The sequence below is a fragment of the Aquiflexum balticum DSM 16537 genome, assembly GCF_900176595.1.
Lineage (GTDB): Bacteria > Bacteroidota > Bacteroidia > Cytophagales > Cyclobacteriaceae > Aquiflexum > Aquiflexum balticum.
Genome location: NZ_LT838813.1, coordinates 4,968,808 through 4,987,409, shown reverse-complemented (window position 1 = coordinate 4,987,409; position 18,602 = coordinate 4,968,808). Strand labels below are relative to the sequence as shown.

General features: G+C 40.5%; 13 protein-coding genes. 8 read left to right on the top strand and 5 right to left on the bottom strand.

Translation table 11 applies throughout. The features are described 5' to 3' along the window. The first annotated feature begins 114 nt into the window (after positions 1-114). From B9A52_RS21055 to B9A52_RS21030, 6 genes are all read left to right on the top strand, one after another. The gene (locus B9A52_RS21055; RefSeq protein WP_084122504.1) at positions 115-1,476 is read left to right on the top strand and encodes an alanine/glycine:cation symporter family protein; all 1,362 of its coding nucleotides are present in this window, start codon (positions 115-117) and stop codon (positions 1,474-1,476) included. 387 nt (positions 1,477-1,863) lie between these two features. After that, the gene (locus B9A52_RS21050) at positions 1,864-2,964 is read left to right on the top strand and encodes a glycerate kinase (protein ID WP_084122502.1); all 1,101 of its coding nucleotides are present in this window, start codon (positions 1,864-1,866) and stop codon (positions 2,962-2,964) included. 161 nt (positions 2,965-3,125) lie between these two features. Continuing rightward, positions 3,126-4,976 carry a CBS domain-containing protein gene (locus B9A52_RS21045; RefSeq protein WP_084122500.1) on the top strand — a complete coding sequence of 617 codons (1,851 nt, stop codon included), beginning with the start codon at positions 3,126-3,128 and terminating at the stop codon, positions 4,974-4,976. A gap of 5 nt (positions 4,977-4,981) precedes the next feature. Continuing rightward, positions 4,982-6,178: a M14 family metallopeptidase gene (locus B9A52_RS21040; RefSeq protein WP_084122499.1), complete on the top strand. Its 1,197-nt coding sequence runs from the start codon at positions 4,982-4,984 to the stop codon at positions 6,176-6,178. Between the two features lie 162 nt (positions 6,179-6,340). Further along, positions 6,341-7,375, top strand: a complete 1,035-nt coding sequence (locus tag B9A52_RS21035) for a hypothetical protein (protein ID WP_231955351.1) — start codon at positions 6,341-6,343, stop codon at positions 7,373-7,375. A gap of 421 nt (positions 7,376-7,796) precedes the next feature. After that, positions 7,797-8,627, top strand: a complete 831-nt coding sequence (locus B9A52_RS21030) for a KilA-N domain-containing protein (protein WP_084122497.1) — start codon at positions 7,797-7,799, stop codon at positions 8,625-8,627. Positions 8,628-8,642: 15 nt separating this feature from the next. On the opposite strand, the gene B9A52_RS21025 is transcribed toward B9A52_RS21030, so the two are convergent. The 5 genes from B9A52_RS21025 to B9A52_RS21005 all read right to left on the bottom strand — a co-directional run bounded on the left by B9A52_RS21025 (position 8,643) and on the right by B9A52_RS21005 (position 16,554). After that, positions 8,643-10,418, bottom strand: a complete 1,776-nt coding sequence (locus B9A52_RS21025) for an acyl-CoA dehydrogenase (RefSeq protein ID WP_084122495.1) — start codon at positions 10,416-10,418, stop codon at positions 8,643-8,645. Between the two features lie 327 nt (positions 10,419-10,745). Then, positions 10,746-11,165 carry a peptide-methionine (R)-S-oxide reductase MsrB gene (gene msrB / locus B9A52_RS21020; RefSeq protein WP_084123631.1) on the bottom strand — a complete coding sequence of 140 codons (420 nt, stop codon included), beginning with the start codon at positions 11,163-11,165 and terminating at the stop codon, positions 10,746-10,748. A 269-nt stretch (positions 11,166-11,434) separates the two neighbouring features. Beyond that, on the bottom strand, positions 11,435-13,822 hold the full coding sequence (locus tag B9A52_RS21015) for a penicillin acylase family protein (RefSeq protein WP_084122493.1): 2,388 nt from the start codon (positions 13,820-13,822) through the stop codon (positions 11,435-11,437). Between the two features lie 338 nt (positions 13,823-14,160). Beyond that, entirely contained in the window at positions 14,161-15,342 is a 1,182-nt protein-coding gene (locus B9A52_RS21010; RefSeq protein WP_084122491.1) for an aspartate aminotransferase family protein, read from the bottom strand. Between the two features lie 315 nt (positions 15,343-15,657). After that, the gene (locus B9A52_RS21005; protein WP_084122489.1) at positions 15,658-16,554 is read right to left on the bottom strand and encodes a class I SAM-dependent methyltransferase; all 897 of its coding nucleotides are present in this window, start codon (positions 16,552-16,554) and stop codon (positions 15,658-15,660) included. Positions 16,555-16,648: 94 nt separating this feature from the next. Between B9A52_RS21005 and B9A52_RS21000 the strand changes: the two genes are divergently transcribed. After that, positions 16,649-17,329, top strand: coding sequence for a hypothetical protein (locus B9A52_RS21000; protein WP_231955349.1), 681 nt, complete (start codon positions 16,649-16,651; stop codon positions 17,327-17,329). 17 nt (positions 17,330-17,346) lie between these two features. Continuing rightward, positions 17,347-18,588 (top strand): S8 family serine peptidase, encoded by a 1,242-nt coding sequence (locus tag B9A52_RS20995; protein ID WP_084122487.1) that lies wholly within the window; start codon positions 17,347-17,349, stop codon positions 18,586-18,588. Positions 18,589-18,602: the final 14 nt, after the last annotated feature.

The window sequence follows — 18,602 nt, the reverse complement described above, 5'->3', positions numbered from 1 at the left end:
TTTGGAGGCTTATAAAATTTAAAGCATGAAATAACCAAAAAAACATCTCGGCTCACCCGAGTTTGTAATTCCAAAAAAATGCCCTTAATATGCTGTTTCATTTCAAATAAAATAATGGGAGAATATATAGTTAACTTCAGTAACTGGATTTGGGATACCCCCATGCTCATCTTATTAATGGGTGGAGGCTTTGTCTTGTTTGTTTATTCTGGATTTTTACCTTTTAGACATTTAGGCCATGCCATCAAAGTGGTGAGAGGAAAATACGATGAAACCAATGTGCCAGGTCAGATATCCTCCAAACAAGCCCTTTCCGCTGCGATAGCGGCGACGGTAGGGTTGGGAAATATCAGCGGAGTAGCCATAGCGATCAATATGGGAGGTCCCGGAGCAATATTTTGGATGTGGATGTCAGCCTTCGTGGGGATGGCTACCAAATATTTTTCCTGTAGCCTAGCTATAATGTATAGAGGCAAAGACAGTTCAGGAGAAATTCAGGGTGGTCCAATGTACGTCATTGAAGAAGGGATGGGGAAAAGATGGAAACCATTGTCTGTCCTGTTTTCGGTTGCAGGCGTGTTGGGATTACTGTCTATTTTTCAGGCAAACCAATTGACAGCAGTCCTGAGGTCAGTGTTGTTGATTCCAAACGGTTTGGATAATGGGGAAAGTACCAAGTGGGTATTGGGAATATTAATGATGATTACTGTTGCCATAGTAATACTTGGCGGGATAAAAAGAATAGCAGCCGTAGCTTCCAAATTGGTTCCTTTTATGGTGATCCTGTATTTTGCAACGGTAGTTTTGATCATGATCCAATACATAGAAAATGTTCCTTCCATGATTTGGTTGATCCTGACAGATGCATTTACAGGGCAAGCAGCAATGGGTGGTGCTGTTGGAGCAGTCATTGTGATTGGAGCGAGGAGAGCGGCATTTTCCAACGAAGCCGGAATAGGTACTGCGCCCATGGTGCATGGTGCTTCCAAAAATAATGAACCGGTAAGGGAAGGTCTGATAGCCATGTTGGGACCATTTATTGATACCATTGTGGTATGTACTTTGACCGCATTGGTCATACTCTTGACGGGTGTTTGGGAATCCACCGAAAATGATGGGGTTAGGTTGACCCTTTCTGCATTTGAAATGGCATTGCCGGGTTTTGGAAAATACCTGTTGATGATAGCTGTTTTGGTTTTTGCCCTTTCTACCATGTTTACTTATTCCTATTATGGACATAAGTGTTTCAATTATCTATTCGGAGCTGAAAAAGCCAATTATTATAATTACTTCTATTTGGTTACCATCGTAGCGGGGGCAGTGGCTTCTTTGGAAGTGGTAGTAAGTTTCATTGACGGCATGTATGCCATTATGGCTATTCCGACCATGATTTCCACCATTTATCTGGCCCCCAAGGTTAAAGCCGCCACAAAGGTTTATTTCGATAAAATGAAAAAGGAAGAGGTTGGAAAGTAGGGGGATTGTAAGAACTTGTCCGCCGTGGTGGATTGGAAAATTGAAAAAATTGGAAGATTAGTAATCAGTCGATTGGAATTTTGGATGGATTGAAAGATTTTAAAAACTTGTCTGCTTAAGCACTTTGGCTAGGCAGATTGATATATTGAAAGGTTATTCGGACGTAGGGCCATAGGGTTAAAATGTGGAGTTTCTTATCAATGTAAAATTTAAAATCAAAAATCTACAATTTTGAAAAAAGCTTTCGAAATTCAGTTCTCCTTTGTTTGAGGCTATCTTCGAGGTCAAAAAAACCTAAAAAGTTGCACTGTTCTCTTCTTGGTTCTTGTCTCTTGTTTCTAACATCTCACATCTCACATCTAGTGTCTCACATCTCACGTCTAAGCAATGAAAATCCTCATAGCTCCCAATGCATTTAAAGGTACAATCGAAGCCGACGAGGCAGCAGCTATAATCAGTTCTGTGATTTCATCAAAAAGAGGCGATGTAGAAACTATACTTTGCCCGATTGCAGATGGGGGAGACGGTACTTGTTATTTGTTGGGAAAGGCATTGAATATGCATCAACATCATCATTTTGCCTTGGATCCTTTAGGTCGTCCCATCGAAGGATTTTTTTTCATGGATAAAGTCAATGCAATTGCCTACCTGGATGTTTCCACAGTTTCGGGGATCAAATCATTGAAGCTTCATGAGAGAGATGTCTGGATAGCGAGTACTTATGGAACAGGAGAGTTGATTCAGAAAGCTATCCATTCAGGAGCAAAGCATATAGTACTGGGATTAGGCGGAAGTGCCTCTATTGATCTGGGATTGGGGATTTTGAGAGGTTTGGGCTTTTTATTTTTGGATGAAAACGGGCGGGAGATTACTTTGTTTTCCAATGTATTCTTAAAAAAAATCAGGTATATACAAAGCCCTGTTCCAAAGCCTGTGGTAAGTTTTACCTGTCTCTGTGATGTCAATAATTACTTTTATGGTACTGAGGGAGCAATTCCTGTTTTCGGTCCTCAAAAAGGTTTGAAAGAAGAAGATATGGAAGATTATGAAAATGCCTGTTCAGGAGTTTTGGAATTGCTTTCAGTAAAAACCGGCAAGTCAATGGTAGATCAGCCAAGTTTTGGTGCGGCAGGAGGGATAGCCTTTGGGCTTTCTTTCTTTTTTCCGGTAGAAATCCAAATGGGAGCTCAATGGTTTTTTCAGCAAGTAAAAATGGAGGAAAAAGTAGTCAAAGCCGATATTATCATTACGGGTGAAGGCAGATATGACAGTCAATCAGCTGGTGGCAAGGGTAGTTTCGAGTTGTTGCAGTTGGCAAAGAAGCATCACAAGAAAACTGTACTTTTTACTTCCGGCAGTGGTGGGAACGGATCCGGATTTGATCAGGTAAAGGTGTTACCGGATTTGAATTTTGAACAAAATGATTTTCAGCTTCAGGCCAGGAAAAATCTCCAGGAATGTGTCGAAAAATGGATCAGTTCATTTTAAGCTCTTTGACCTATCCATTATCTCGATTTTTTCTGAATTCTGATTTCCCTTTATTGCTTCAATTCAATGAGAAAAGATAAGGTTTGAAATGACTTCCATCATATTTTCAGCTACTCTTAATCGCTAACTTTAGAGTCAATTCATAAACAACCCGACCTTTTATGGGCATCAGCAATGTTATCAAACTAAAAAGCAAAAAAGATAAGTCTGAATACTTCCACAGGCTTATTAAAGACATTGAAGCATTGGAAATGATGCTGGAAAAGGGCATGATTGAAAAATTCCCGATCCGGATTGGTGCAGAGCAGGAATTTTTTATTTTGAACAATGAATTTTTACCCAATAATAACTCCCTTGAATTATTAGAAAATATCAATGATCCACATTTTACCACAGAAATAGGAAATTACAATCTTGAAATCAACCTCGATCCAATCGAGCTTAAGGGGGATTGTTTTAGTCGCATGTATGAACAGCTGACTTCACTGCTTCTTAAGGCAAATGATGTAGCTAGGGAATTTGATTCTAAAATTTTATTGACAGGAATTTTACCGACGCTTTCCCAAAAGCATATCACTTTGGACAATATGACCAAAGTAAAGCGATATGCTGTTTTAAATAAAGTAGCAATGGAATTGCGGGATCAGGATATCAGTATACATATCAAAGGAGTGGATGAAATCACCCTTTTGCATGATAGTATCCTGTTGGAAGGGTGTAACACCAGTTTTCAGATGCACCTTCAAATCAACCCTGATGAGTTTATTGATAGTTTTAATTGGGCACAGGCTATTGCGGGCCCTGTCTTGGCTGTTTGTTGTAATTCCCCTTTGCTTTTTGGGAAAGAATTATGGAATGAAACGAGGATTTCATTGTTTTCCCAATCAGTGGATATCAGGGCAAATTCCTATTTGTTGAATGAATCCCAATCTAGGGTAAGTTTTGAAAACCACTGGCATACAGGGTCCATTTCGGACATATTTAAAGACAACATTGCAAGGTTCAGGTGCTTGCTGACAGCCGAATCAATTGAAGATAGTTTGGAAGTTTTGGAGAATGGAGGTGTTCCAAAGCTCAATGCACTAGGCATTCACAATGGCACTGTCTATCGCTGGAACAGGGCATGCTATGGAGTAGGAGGCGGGAAACCACACCTTAGGATAGAGAACAGATATATCCCCGCAGGTCCAACCAGAAAAGATGAAGTAGCCAATATGGCATTTTGGGTAGGTTTGATGCGGGGAAGAACAAAGGAATGCGATAAGATTCATGAGGTTATGGATTTTAAGGATGCCAATTCCAACTTTTATAGTGCGGCACGATATGGTATGAAGTCTCAGTTTTTCTGGGATGGTCAGTTGGTTTCAAGCCAAAAACTGATTTTGGAAAAATTCCTTCCGATGGCCTATGAAGGACTTAGGAGTATGGGCGTTTTGGAAAAAGATATCGTCCATTACTTATCCATCATCGAAAAAAGAGTGAGTGCCCAAACCGGAGCGGATTGGATGGTCAGGAGCTATAGAAACCTCTTGTCGACAAAAAAAAGAAATGAATCGTTACAGGTGTTGACAGCGAATATGTACCTTAATCAGGAAAAGGAAATTCCTGTTTCCGATTGGGAAATACTGAAGTCAAATGCGACCACTACTTTCAATATCAAAAAGAAAGTTCACCATGTAATGAATACGGATATATTCTCCATCGAGGAGAAAGACAGTCTGGAATTGGCCGTTTATCTGATGAAGTGGAAAAAGATCCATCATATGCCTGTGATCAAAAATGATAAAGAACTGGTCGGCCTGATTACCTGGACAGATATTGAAAAATATCATGATAGGGAAGATATTGACACCATTCCAGTCGGTAAAGTAATGACAAGGTCCTTGGTCAGCATATCACAGGAAATGGATTTTGATGAAGCAAAGGAATTGATGAATTCCCATAATTTCAATTGCCTTCCTGTAGTGAAGGATAATAAATTAATAGGGATAGTCACTTCAAATGACATGTGATTGATATGATTGAGATTTATAGTAAAGCCCTTCAGGAAAAAATCACCATTGATAGGCTAATCGGGCGGATAGAAACAGGAAGAATAGGGCCTACCTTGGTCTTTTTTGCCGGTATTCATGGGAATGAAGTGGCGGGTGTATTTGCCTTGAAAAAAGTCTTTGAGGATCTGGAAAATCAGAAAGAAAAGCTTCGCGGAACCGTCATCGGTATTTCCGGCAATTTAAAAGCCTTAGCCGTAAATACGAGATACCTGAAAGAGGACCTGAACAGACTCTGGACAAAATCAAATATCAAGCGTATTGTCAAAAATGATAAACCAGGTCCAGAAGAAGAGGAATTGGTAGCAATTCTGCAGCTCGTTGAGGAAATCCTGGAAAAAGGGAACGGCCCTTTTTATTTTATTGACCTGCATACTACCTCAAGCAAGACCCTTCCTTTTATCACCATCAATGATGCATTGATCAACCGCAAATTTTCTGAATTATTTCCTGTACCCATTGTACTGGGAATAGAAGAATTTCTTGATGGGCCATTGTTAAGTTTTATCAATCAGGCAGGCTATGTGGCCATTGGATTTGAGTCGGGACAGCATGATGAAAAAGAAGCGATATCCAACAATATAGCTTTTGTTTATTTATGTCTGGTCTATGCCCGTCTGATCAAAAAGAAATCACTGGATCATTATCAGGAGTATTACAATGAACTGGAACAAGCTTCCAAAAAGGTAAAGGAGATCTTTGAAATCACTTACCTCTATCAGATTATGAAGGGGGAAGAATTTAAGATGCTTCCGGGCTTTGAGAGTTTTCAAGTTATCAAGAAAGAAACGCCTCTGGCAATCAGTAACGGCGAAGTCGTCAAATCCAAATATGCTTCAAGGCTGTTTATGCCCCTTTATCAAAGTCAGGGAAGTGATGGTTTTTTTATCATAAGAGGCATTCCTAAGTTTGCATTGAAATTATCTTCACTTCTCAGAAAAACCAAGGCCGACAACTTTTTGACTTTATTGCCGGGAATTCAATGGGATAACCGGGAAAAGGAAATTCTTAGGGTAAATCTGAAAATAGCCAGATTCTTTACAGGTCCGCTTTTCCACTTATTGGGCTACCGTATCCGTGTTGTAGACGAAAATTACCTCAGGCTCTATAACCGCGAACATGCCGTAAAAACCGAGATGTATAGGGGGGAGAAGTGGTATTGAAAATGCTGAAAGGGGCGGCTAGTTATTGGTAAATCAGAAATACCAGAGGAAGGAATAAAGGAATACGGTTAGCAACCGTATGCAGCAGCTAGGTACTCCCCGGGTTTGATCACCTGTGGGAGATTTGTTTTTTTAAAGGCTTGTTGATTGGGTGGTAGTAAAATGAATCAAAGCTTGGGCATTGGTTTTGGATATAGGGGAAATAGCTTAGATTTGATCATCCTGTACAATAGAAAAGGTGTTTTTGATCGTCTGTTTTTTTTATCATTCCTTATGCGCTATTTTTCGGATATGCAGCTCTCCATCAAAATGTACAGGATTTTGTTTTTTCTTATCTGGATAGGTTTCTGCTCATGTAAGGGCAAAAAAGAAGTGGGGCTTAAAGCCCAATTTCCGTCTCCCATGGAGGAAAATATCCGTCCGCATCAGCGGGTAGATGGATCTGGATTTATCGGTGAAAGGATTGAGCTTGAGGATATTTTTGCGAAAAACCCCGTGTTGTTTGTAGATGAAAAAAACAATTATGATTCTATAAACCTGCTGATCCACTTTCATGGCCATGAAAGTATTCTTGCCCATGCTATTGACCAAAATGAAAACTGGGCAGGGGTTGCAGTTAATTTGGGTTCGGGTTCCAGTGCCTATTCCGCTCCATTTTTGGAAAAAGCGAATTTTGATGCGCTGCTTTCAGTTATTAAAGCAAATTTGAATAAGCCAATAAGCGGTATTTACCTTTCCGGATTTAGTGCCGGATATGGTGCCATAAGAGCAATTTTGAGAACAGACCATTATGATTTGATTGACGGGGTTCTATTACTTGATGGGCTACATGCAGGATATATTCCTGAATCTACTCCGCTTTCCCAGGGAGGAAAGATCAAGGCGGAAGACTTGGATGTATTTTTGCGGTTGGCCGAAGATGCGGTCTCAGGACATAAAAAATTTGTTTTGACGCATAGTAGCGTGTTTCCGGGAACTTTTGTCAGCACCACAGAATCTGCTGATTTTCTACTGAGAGCTATGGATATGGGCCGTGAAGCAGTGTTGAAAGCAGGCCCTTTGGGTATGCAGCAAGTCGGTCAATCCATCAAAGGTGATTTTAAAGTTTTGGCTTTTGCAGGCAATACAGCCCCGGATCATATTGACCATTTGCATGGTTTATTCCAATTTATCAGGCTTTTGGAAGGAGAAGAGTAGAGGTTTGCTTGCTCAAAACCAATTCCCCTGCATCTCGACTGTCACCATATCCGCCGACACCAACCATCTCCCAAGACTATCCATTTTGACCAATTCATATTCGAAGAAATAGCGCATGCAAATGATTTTGCCTTGGTAGAAGTCCTTTTCCGGGTAATCTCTAGATGGATTTTTTGGTACGTTTGGGAAGAAGTGATGGGTAGATCAAAAGTACTTTAAGGAAGGAATAAAGGAATACGGATAGCGACCGTTTGCAGCAGCTAGGTACTCCCTAGGTTAGATTGCCTACGGGAGTTTTGTTTTTTATAGTATTATTGATGGGGTGAGAAACTTGAGAATCAAAGTGTGGGCATTTGTTCTGGAAATGGGTGAAATAACTTAAATTTGATGAGAGTTAAACAAACCTATTATTTTTTTAATTATGACTAAAAACAAAATATTAAATGTTCAAACTATTGCCGTTTCAGTAACTGCAATAAACGGTGAAGATTTTATTTGCATAACTGATATGGCACAAGCAAAATCAGACGCTAGTCGTGCCGCAGATGTTATTAAAAACTGGATAAGAACACGAACAACACTTGAATTTTTAGGTACTTGGGAAAAAATATATAACCCCAATTTTAAAGTGGTCGAATTTGACCACTTTAAATCTCAAGCAGGCTTACCTTCTTTTGTGTTAAGCCCAACTCAATGGGTAGAAAAAACCAATGCGATTGGAATATTTTCTAAAGCTGGTCGGTATGGAGGAACTTACGCACATAAAGATATTGCATTTGAATTTGGTTCGGCAATTAGTGCAGAGTTCAAATTATATTTAATAAAAGAATTTCAACGGTTAAAAGAAAGCGAAAGCGACCGCCTAAAAATCGAATGGAATTTCCAAAGAACATTGGCCAAGGTCAATTACCACATCCATACAGATGCAATAAAAGAAAATCTGATTCCTAGTGAAATCAGTAAAAAACAGGCTTCTTTTATCTATGCCAATGAAGCCGATGTGCTCAATGTTGCCCTCTTTGGGAAAACTGCCAAACAATGGCGAGATAAAAACTCTGACCAAAAAGGTAATATCCGGGATTATGCCACCATAGAACAATTGGTAGTCTTGTCCAATATGGAAAGCACCAATGCCTTGTTGATTCATCAGGGAATCGATCAGAGCGAGAGATTGATTCAACTCAACCAAATGGCTATCACTCAAATGCAATCGTTGTTGAGCCATAAGCAATCTGTGAAGAAATTGAAATAATTACTTTATGTCATTTCAAAACCACTCCCCCCTCATCTCAACCGTTACTATATCTCCTGAAACCAGTCTTTTGCCCAATCCATCCATTTTGACCAGTTCGTATTCGAAGAAATACCGCATGCACATGATTTTGCCTTGGTAGAAGTCTTTTTCGGGAGTGCCGGAATCCAAGGCTTTCCTGGAGACAAAACCTTGATGAAGCCATTGCCAGGCAATGGTCAGGATACTGAGATATTCCAAATATAAGGTGGCATCTGCAAGGAACTCTTCGGGATTTTTGCCTACCTTTGCAAATAAGTGTCCACTTGTCTGCTGTGCCCTTTGCAGGTATTTTTCCAATTTTTCGGCGAAGGGTAGCAAAGAACTTTCTACTTTGGCTTCTACAATGATCTGCATTATTTTTTCAGCAAAGATTCTGATAGCTCTACCATCCTGCATCAACACCTTTCTGCCCAACAAATCCAAGCCATGAATGCCTGTTGTCCCTTCATGGATAGGGTGAATGCGTGCCTCGCGGTAGTATTGCTCCACCGGAAAATCCGTGGTATATCCTGCACCACCCAAAACCTGCACTGCTGCCGATGTAGTCAGGCAGCACATTTCCGAAGGATAGGATTTGGCTATCGGGGTCAGCAGGTCGAGCAGGAGTACAGCATCTTCTTTTTCCTGGCCTTCTGCCACATGGACCAAATCACCCAATTTGGCACAATAGAGCAAAAGGGAGAGGGAACCTTCCACAATGGATTTTTGAAATAGCAACATACGCTTGACATCGGCATGTTCGATAATGGGGACTTGGGGTTTGGATGGGTCTTTTTCATTGATTTTTCGTCCCTGTGGCCTTTCCTTGGCATAAGCAAGGGCGGAATTATAGGCGGCTGTACCAATGGCTGCTGCATTCATACCCACACCAATTCTTGCCTCATTCATCATTTGGAACATATAGGGCAAACCTTTATGGGGTTCTCCCACCAAAAATCCTTCACAACCATCATTGGAACCGATCATTAGGTGAGCAATGGGTGCACCTTTGTAACCCATTTTATGGTAAAGTCCTTCTGTCAGAACATCATTGGAGGCTCCGGTTTCTGTTCTTTTTTGGGGAACTACAAACATGGAAATGCCTTTGACTCCGGCGGGGGCGCCTTTGATTCGGGCGAGCATGAGGTGAATCACATTTTCACAGGCATCATGGTCTCCACAGGAGATGTATATTTTTTGTCCTTTGATTTTATAAATACCTTCTATTTCAGTGGGGTAAGCGGTAGTGCTTAAATCGCTTAAAGAAGAGCCTGCATCCGGTTCGGTCAGGGCCATGGTTCCCTGCCATTTGGCATTGTACAAATTGGGAGTGAATCTTTCGATCAGTTCCTTACTTCCGAATGTCCGGATCAAATTGGCAGCACCGGAAGTGAGAAATGGATACACAGAAGCCGAATAATTGGCGGCTTGCCAAATAAAACCTACAGCAGATTGGATGGTATTGGGCAATTGCTGCCCGCCTTCTTCATAGCTGAAACAGGCATTGATCCAACCGTCTTCTCCATATTGGCGGTAAATCTTCTTCATACCCTCGTGAACCAGGATTTTGCCATCCACCAATTGGGGTTCCTGCCTGTCCATCTCCGTCAATAATGGCCTCAAAGAAGTCATACCAATCTGATCTGCGGCATCCAAGACCATCTCGAAAGTTTCTCGATTATGGTCTTTGAAATAGTCAAAAGAGGTCAATGACAAGGCGTCTATATTTTCAAAAAGCTGGAAATGAAGGTCACGTTTGGAGTAAAACATAAGCTATGGAAATTTTGGACTTTAGGTTGATTCGTTAAAAGCTTAAGGTATTGAAAAATTGAATGATAAAAAATAGGAAAGAAATCAAGATTTGACAATAAAACAGTTTGCAAAGTCAGGTTCCAAGGAAAATACTCCCAAAGCATTCATAACCACAAAAGAGACAAAAGGCCACAAAAGTTTAAGGGAAGAAAATTTATGATACCCTCTTTTGTTTTCTTTTGACACTTTTGTGGTTCACAATAAAATATTTTGTTGTGATTACGCTGGTTTTTTTTGGTTTTCAATAGCGGGATGTGAGGGAGAGATTGGAAGACTACTTTTTTACTACCCGTTTTCCTTAAATCCCATGCTCAAAGAATTGATACAATATCGGATTCCGCCTTGGTCTTTGGGTCCGTCCGGGAAGCGGTGTCCTAAATGCCCACCGCACTTGGCACAGAGGATTTCTTCTCTTACCATAAAGTGAGAATAATCCATCTTTACCTCAATGGCTTCAGGTCTTACAGGCACAGTAAACGAAGGCCACCCGCAGCCGCTGTCATACTTGGCAGAAGAATGAAAGATTTCATTCCCGCAGGCTTTGCATTCATAAATTCCGGTTTTTTTGTTCAGATAATACTCTCCTGTAAATGCCCGCTCAGTGCCTTTCTCTCTTAACACATGATAGGATTCAGGATCCAGTTCTTTCTTCCAGTCTTCTTCCGGTTTTTGGACTTCGTATGTTTTGTTGGATTTGGAATTCATGTTTTTTCGGTTTTCATTATTGTTGGCTATGCGTTGCCATTGTTTCAAGGGATTGTCTGAGTCCCACGTTTTAACCATAAAAACAGCACTTTGGTTTATCGAGGAATAGAAAACTCACCCGACTAAGGATAATGGTTATATGTTCCAAGATTACAGAAAGGAGCATTCATGTAATTTACAACTGATGACTTTAAATTTCTATCCTGATAGCAGGAGATCAAATGACATAGAAAGGCAAAGATGACAACCCTACAACCAGGATAACTATCTCAAGGCTTCATCAGTAATTTCATCTTCCCCTTGATCACTGCTTCATTCATCAATTGTGGCCGGTATTGACCTGTAGCAAACATCTCTGTTTGGTCGGAATACCATGGGCTGAAATAATTTCCGCTTTGACCTGTTGGCAAAACTGATTCCGAGGCTTCAACATCTGCAAAATCCAAGATGATGCGCATGGCAGGGCCTACGGTTACTTTGTAGATTCCATCAGGGTTTAGTTTGAAAGAGAGTTTATTCACTGATTCTTCGTTGGCGGGGACTGCGGGGGCTTTTACGTTAAAGATTTTATCCAAGGGTTTTTTGGCGCCTAAGGGATGTGGATGTTCCAAAACCACTGCATTCTCCCAAATCCATTTTTCAGGATTTTTTCCAAATTGTTTGCTAAGCTCCGCCAAAGATATTTTCAGTGCGGCTTCAATGATGGATTTTCTGCTTTCTTTTTCTTCTGTAGCGATATTGTCCCACCAAGGGGAATTTTCAGTGCGTATCAGATTAGGAGTGCTTCGGATATATAGAAATGTGGCCAGGAAATTTTTAAAATCATCCTCACCTAATTCATCTGCCATCATTCCGTGGAGGGTATGGTAAAGCCATTTATAATATAGGGTAGGAGCAATGGATTCCAGTTCATGGTTTCCCGACCAGTTTTCAAGTTTCTCTATAGCCACTTCAAATCCTTGAAAGATCTCCTTGTCTACAGCTTCAATCATACTTTGTGCGTTAAGCGGATGGTTTTCATTGATGGTTTCGAGTTGTAAGGCTTTGATGTTTTCCTGAGTCCAGTCATCTCGTGAGGTGACGGTTTTGGCTATACGGTTCCATCGGTCCCCGGGATAATAGTAGCCAGGATATAAAGTACCATTGGATAAGGTGTCAGGTTGGTTATTTGCAGAAGCAACAAAACCTGAAGGAGGATTGATACTCATGGGGTTTTCTTCAAAGGGCATCCAGCCCAACGGTTCATCGGAAGGGTTACTGCCATCAAGGAATAACTTGCTATTAACGTGTTCAGGGCGGATAGGGAGTTTTGCCGTAGCCCACCAAGCGATATTTCCTGAATTGTCACCATACATCACATTCAGTCCCGGCGCATGGATCAATCTGATGGCTTCTTCTGTTTCCTTCAGGGATTTGGCTCTGCCCATTTTAAATGCTGCCTCCAAGGCTTTGGTTGGTTCCAACACATATACCCACCAGGAAGCTACCGGATTGTCGGTTAATCTTCCGATTTCAGGGATGACTTCATTCATAATCGGCCCATGTATGGATTCTTTGATTTCGAAACTTACTGGTTCTTTTCCTTTGACGGGAATGGTTTCAGTGCGAATGGTCATAGGCCTGAATTCATTTCCATACACTGTCTCATTCGGGTTGTTCGGATTGAGTTTCTCCTCGAAAAAGTCTTGATCATCATTTTCAAACATGGTCAGCCCGATACTGTGATGTCGTGTATGTCCCACCAAGCCAAATGGATATCCGGCAAGGTGGTTGCCGTAAAAACTAAATCCCGGGTATTCCAAATGCGCCTCATACCATACAGAGGGCTGCGAAAAACCTATATGGGTATCATTGAGAAAAAGAACTTTTCCAGAGGCCGTCCTACTGGGGGCAATCACCCAGGAATTGCTGCCTTCCAACAATGGTACGGGAAGTTTTTCCAAAAGTCCGGAAAGTGAGTTTTGCAAAAGCATTTCACCACTATATTCATCTCTATCAGGGTAATGATTGGGAATGAAATGGTGTTCGGGTAATGTATGAACTGACAACACCTTCATATAATCCGGCCCCAATGTTCTTGCCATTTTAGTCACCAAGGGATCTGTTTTCATGGCCATGGCAAAAGTAAATGACATATAGCCGATAATGGCATGTGCATCATTGATGGTAAATTCTCTGGGTTTAGCTCCCAACAAAGTGTATTCGATAGGTAGCTTTCCATTTTGAATAAAATGATTTACTCCTTTGATATAGGCTTCTGTTGCTGATTTCCATTCTGAATTTCCTGATTTGTTCCATTCTTCTGTACTCCATTCCGAATGCTTTGGAATACCCAAGGTCCTGAAAAACTTATCTGTTTCAAGCAGGTCTTCCCCCAACAATTCGGATAAAGTACCCGTCCCTACCCGACGCATCATTTCCATTTGGAACAACCTGTCCTGTGCATGTACATAACCCAAGGCCATGTAGGCGTCTTTGGCATTGGCGGCATAAATATGAGGCACTCCGAAATCATCAAAATATACTTCTGTTTCGGCGGAAAGGCCTGTCATTTCGATTTCACCGGAATAGGTCGGGGAAAATTGATACTTGATTATTTGGTAACCTGCGATGGTCAAAAAAAACAGGAAAATCAGTGCAAAGACCAGTTTTTTCATAAGGGTTGTTTTGGGCGTAGAATTAAGGGTAAATATAAGATAAACAAATTAAAGTGATTAATTGTAAATTAAATCATAGATATTTCCGTTTATCACATCCAAAAAAAGGACAGCATGGAAAGTTAATTAATTTCTAAATTATCTTAGACTTAATTTTTAACTTGGATTTCTGAGCATTTACAAAATGTTAAAGAATCGGGATGACGCCTGCATGACGTAGGTAGGAGAAACTTAATGTTATTCCCCTCTATGTAATTACCAATTTTAATAATCGAAATGCAATAATCCTACAAAGAGTAAATTCTTTAGATTTACCCGCACCTCAGTAGCGGGGCCAATCAATCCTCTTCAATTGCCGCCAAAATAAGCCCACAAGCCTTCTCAATCTCTTCCTCTGTGATAACCAAAGGCGGGGCAATTCTCATGGCATCATCGCAAAAAAGAAACCAATCGGTAATTACTCCATTCTTTATAGCTCTGTCTATGATTGGCTTCAAAACTTCGAAAGATTCAAATTCTACTGCCATCATCAGGCCTTTGTTTCGAATGGATTTGATTTTTGGGTGGACCAAAAGCTTTTTAAAAAGATTGGCTTTGGTCTCCACCTGATCCAAAAGCTTTTCTTCACGAATGACCCTGATGGTCGCCAAAGAAGCAACAGAAGAAACCGGATGACCTCCAAAAGTAGTGATATGTCCCAGTAATGGATTGTTTTTAAATGCACCCATCACCTCCTTGTTGGCTATAAAAGCTCCAATTGGCATTCCTCCTCCCATGCCTTTGGCGCAGACCAATATATCCGGTACAATCCCGAAATGTTCAAATGCCCAGAATTTGCCCGTTCTGCCAAATCCTGCCTGTATTTCGTCCAGAATCAATATGGTTCCGGTCTCATCACATTTTTTTCTCAAAGCTTGAAAATATTCTGAACAGGCGACCTTGATACCGGCCTCACCCTGTATGGTCTCCACAATAAATGCTGCAGTATTTTCCGTGATTTCTTCCAACTGTTGAAAAGAACCATAAACCACATTTTTGATACCGGGCAGCAATGGGCGGTAGGCTCTTTTGAAAATCTCATTTCCCCCAACTGAAAGCGAGCCATGGGATGAACCATGATAAGCATTTACACAAGAAATGATTTCCCGTCTGTTGGTGAACCGCTTGGCCAACTTCAAAGCACCTTCCACCGCTTCGCTTCCGGAATTGACCAGATATACATTGTCCAAATGGGAGGGAAGGGTTTCACATATAGCTTTTGCCAACAAGGTCTGCGGACTTTGAACATATTCCCCGTAGACCATCAGATGCAAGTATTTATCCAATTGTTCCTTTATCGCATCAATAACTTTTGGATGCCTGTGACCAATATTGCTGACCCCAATTCCCGAAATTAGGTCTATATATTCTTTTCCATCTGGCCCGTACATATAGATACCCTCTGCCCTTTCGATTTCTATCATCAAAGGGAAGTCAGTTGTTTGGGCCAAGTGTGAAAGAAAGAGTTGTCGGTTGTTCATTTGGTTAGACGTGAGATTTGAGATGTTAGAGACAAGAACCAAGATCCAAGAAACAAGACAGGAAGCGAGAGATTAGAACCGAGATGCGAGAGACGAGATGTGTACTTAACAATTATTCCTGATTTCCTAAAACGATGCCGATGTGAGTGTCTCCACTCAAATCATCCACACACATTATTGTGGTTAGCCACCATTCTGAAAGTTTTTTGATCAGTCAAGTATTCACTAAAGCTTTTATAAATTCCTGAAACCTTCAACCTAGCAATCACCTAGTCTTGAATCTTGTGTCTAATTTCTTGCGTCTAATCTAGCGTCTTATAATTTCCTGAACCTAAAGAAAATCCCAAGAGGCAGGTTCTTCTTAAATCTATCAACCAAATACAGTTCACCATGTTCAGCATTTTCTACCTTTCCAAAATTGGAATGGATCAAGTTGGCAGCTATCATAGAACTGAAGCTGAGAGAATACATATTCAAAATCAGGAAATGATGGTCCGGTTCCAACAAATCCGAGCATAGTTTAAGCATTTCGTTGATCTGTTCCTCAAGGATCCATTTTTCTCCATCAGGCCCTCTTCCATAGGCAGGAGGATCCAGGATTATCCCGTGGTATTTATTGCCCCGCCTTACTTCCCTTCGGATAAATTTCATTGCATCGTCTACAATCCAACGGATGCCTTCCTGTCCTGAGGATTCCATATTATGCTTTGACCAGGTGACCACCTGTTTGACCGAATCCAAATGGGTGACATCAGCACCACAGGCTTTTGAAGCTATAGAAGCTGCACCTGTATAGGCAAATAGGTTGAGGACCTTGGGGGTTTTTATGGGGAATAACTTTAAAGTATCGGAGATATAGTCCCAATTGACTGCCTGTTCCGGAAAAAGACCGATATGCTTGAAAGAGGTCATGGCCAGATTGAGGGTCATTTTCAATCCATCAGGATTTTGATAATTCATCTGCCAGTTATGGGGCATTTTGGCCATTTCTTCCCATTGACCTTTTTCGGGATTGTTTTTTTCTTTGCTAAAATGTGCATGTACCAACTCTTTCCATTCATCAGCATTCATGCTTTTGTCCCAAATTGCCTGAGGTTCGGGTCTGCTCAAAATATACTTACCGAATTTTTCCAGTTTCTCAAATCCACCTGTATCGATAAGTTCATATTCTTCCCAATGTTGCGGTGCCAAAGACAAAATAGATTCTTTCATATTGCAAAAGTAAATATATAATTGAAGTACATGACATTTTATAATTGTGATTTGTTTAGGTAAATTGGAATTCAATATTCATTTGAGTTGAAATATGAAAAAGAGTTTTAAAACGGTTTTGCTGATTTCAATGGGAATGATGATGGCTTTTTCTACAAAAAGTCAGGTTATACAGACCGTAAAAAGTCCTGAAAATATACATTCAGGAATTTTCAGGCTGAATCCCAAGAGTGATGGATTGAAAGGAACTCCTTTTCTGTTTGAAGAGCCTCCCTTAGGAAATATTTCACTTTCCAATGGGAAACATTATGAAGAAATTCCTTTTAATATTTTATTGGAAACCAGTAAGGTATATATTCAGACCGGCGGGGATGATTCGCAGCCACTGGAATTGAGAAATTGGGATTGGATCAAGGTTGGAATGGAAGAAGAGAGATTATTCAGAATGGAATATATCTCTGGCAAACCACAAATTGCTGAAATTTTATATGAGAAGGAGAAAGAAAAATATATAGCTATACATACCAAGACTCTGGTACAAGCAACGGGATCAAGAGATGGATATTCTGGACCTCAATATGACACGTATAAGGCTGGAATTGATTTTTTGCTCATCAATGGCATGCAATCAAGCGAAATAAAAACCAATTCTGCCGGTTTAAAAGATTTGGCCGGAGATAAGTATGATGACCTGAAAGTTTTTATAAAATCAAAAAAAATTAAACCGGAAAATCCAACTGATATGCGTAAAATACTTATATTTCTTTTCGATTGACTATTTAAATTTATTTTATGAAATCACCCAAACTATTTTTCAAACGCTATTTGTTTGTAATTCTGGCTGTTGCGTTTTATTCCTGTAGCGAAGAGAAGTTTCAGGAAATCAATTCGATTGACAATTCTGATCTGTTTCAAGTTTCAAAAACCACTCCGATTGAGGGCCAATATATAGTGGTTTTGCACGAAAATCTGATCTCTTTCAGAATAGACGATTCAGATTATGAGGGCAGTCACTCCTTGATGAGAAAAGAAATCGGCAGTTTATTCAAAGAATATAAAATATCAGATGAAAATCTTGAAAGGGTATATTCCTTAGCACTGACCGGATTTTGCGCCAAGATTGATAAAGATGTGTTGTCCAAGCTGCAAAAAGATCCAAGAGTCAAATATATTGAGCAGGATAGGATGGGAACCCTTGGAAAACCCGTTGACAAACCACCTTTCAAAGGAAATGAAGATACTGACCCAAGTACTCAAGTTTTGCCTTGGGGTATAAAAAGGGTTGGTGGTCCATTTCAGTATTCAGGAAGAAACAGTGTTTTTATAGTGGATACGGGCATTCAATTGGATCATCCGGATTTGAATGTGGATATCAAAAAAGGATTTGATGCATACAATCCCAAAAAGAAAGACTGGAATCTAAACGATGAACATGGACATGGGACTCATGTTGCCGGGACAGTGGGGGCATTGGATAATAAGTTTGGAGTTGTTGGAATAGCTGCCGGAGTTCCTCTTGTACCGGTAAAGATTTTCTTTGGGCCTTATGCGAATTTCACTTATTCCGGTATGATAGCTGGCATTGAACATATCGGGGTCAGAGGTATTCCAGGTGACGTGGCAAATTTAAGTTTCGGTGGATTTGATTCCAGTACAGCACTGGATGAAGCAGTGTTGAGAGTGTCCGAAAAAAGAAGGGTTTGGATGGTCATTGCATCAGGAAACTCAAGATTACCTGCCACCTCTTTCAGTCCAGCCAGAGTGAATGGCAATTATACTATTACTGTTTCTGCTTTTGATTCGAGAGATAGGTATGCTTGGTTTTCTCATTTTGGACCACCAATAAAATATGGTGCGCCGGGTATTTCTATACTTTCGACCTGGGTCGGAAATAGTTACAGGGTTGAAACAGGTACTTCCATGGCTGCCCCACATGTATCCGGATTAAGGGTTTTAGGAGATATCGAAACAAATGGTTATGTACTTAATTATCCCATTTCTCCCACTGATCCGATAGCCTTTAAAAGTAATTAATGAAAAAACACCTT